A 1,631-nucleotide genomic window follows, 5' to 3' on the forward strand; every position below is an offset into this window, starting at 1 on the left:
GGCCCAGGCTGTGTGAGAACCCCTGTAAGTTACAGGTCGAGAACGCCCGGCATCGGTTTAGCGGCTCGATCGGGGGACAAATGAAGGTTCTGAACCCTCTGGCGCCGTTACAAATGTCGCTTACGTCTGCATCGCCTCCAGCAGTGCTCCGCAGCCCAGGATCGCTATTGCACGCTTCATATTGTAGGCGAGCACATTAAGCGCCATCTCGGTCGCAACCTTGTGTCGTCTTCGCATCAGGAAGTGCGTCGCACCCATCCAGGCTTTTATGGTGCCGAACGGATGCTCCGCCGTCTGCCGGCGTAAGGTCATCTTGTTGGGATCTTGGTCGAGCCGCTGCTGAACCCTCTCCAGCACAGCCTCGTGCTCCCACCGCGAGATGCGTCGCTCAGGGCCCGTCGTGCACCGAGCTTTGAGCGCACAGCTCTGACAAGCGTTCGTCCAGTAACGGCGCAGCATCTTACCATCTTCCTGGTTGGTGAAGCGATACGTCAGCCGTTCACCGGCAGGGCAGCGATAAACGTCCTCCGCCGCAACATAGATGAAGTCCTGCTTGCCAAAACGGCCGACGGCTTTGGCACCTGAGGTCAGCGGTTTCGGCAATGTGACCGTGATGCCGGCCTCCTCACAGGCACGAAGCTCTCCGCCCTCGTAGTAGCCGCGATCGGCAACGACGTTGAGCGTCTCGACAGCCAGCTCGGCACGAGCTTGATCGGCCATGTTGGCGAGTTGGTGGCGGTCGCTGCCCACATTCGTCACGTCGTGAGCCACGATGAGATGATGCTGTGTATCTACTGCAATCTGCACGTTGTAGCCAACGATGCCAGTGTCCTTGCCGCTTGTCGCCATCGAGCGTGCGTCGGGATCGGAGAGCGAAATCTGCTTGTCCTCGCTCTTCATCATCTCCGCGTTAATCGCGTTGAGTCGGACGATCTCCTCCTTGAGCTTCTCGATCTTGCCCTTCAACCGCTCAACCTTCGCCCGTGGCACCGCATCGCCGTGCCGATCGGCGGTTTCAAGCTGAGAGAGGTAGCGGGCGATGCTCTCATCGATCCGCTCAAAACGCCTCTTCATCTTGGCTTCGGTGAAGTTCTTGTCCCGTGCATTGACAGCCTTGAACTTTGATCCATCAATCGCGACGCTCGCTGCACCGAACAGATCAAGCTTGCGGCATAGCGCGACGAACTCGCGACAGACCTCACGAATGGCCTTGCCATTGTCCCTTCGGAAGTCCGCAATGGTCTTGAAGTCCGGCGCCAGCTGCCCGGTCAACCAGATCAGCTCGATGTTGCGCCGGCATTCCCGCTCCAGGCGCCGGCTCGACGGAATCCGATTAAGATAGCCGTAGACGTAGAGCTTGAGCATAGTGCTGGGGTGATAGCTGGGTCGGCCGGTCTCCAGTGGCTGGACACCCACGAACCCAAGCTTGTCGAGATCGAGACTGTCGACGAACACATCGACCGCTCGCACAGGGTTATCCTCGCTCACATAATCGTCGAGCGATGCCGGGAACAGCGTGCTCTGCCCGCGACCCAACCCTTCAACAAAGCGCTTCATCAGATGCCCCGCAAAGTTGGGGAATCTTATCGCGCGAATCACTTCAAACAGAGCGTTTTCACACAGCCTGGGCC

1 protein-coding gene is annotated in these 1,631 nt (G+C 58.9%); it reads right to left on the reverse strand.

Going from position 1 to position 1,631, the window contains the following annotated elements; genetic code table 11:
- Positions 1-120: 120 nt before the first annotated feature.
- Entirely contained in the window at positions 121-1,557 is a 1,437-nt protein-coding gene (locus AC1VNY_RS42415) for an IS1182 family transposase (RefSeq protein WP_482409653.1), read from the reverse strand.
- Positions 1,558-1,631: the final 74 nt, after the last annotated feature.

The organism is Bradyrhizobium ferriligni (genome assembly GCF_056837965.1).

Excerpts from the sequence above, each read along its gene's own strand:
- AC1VNY_RS42415 (WP_482409653.1), bottom strand. The coding sequence starts at position 1,557 with ATGAAGCGCTTTGTTGAAGGGTTGGGTCGCGGGCAGAGCACGCTGTTC.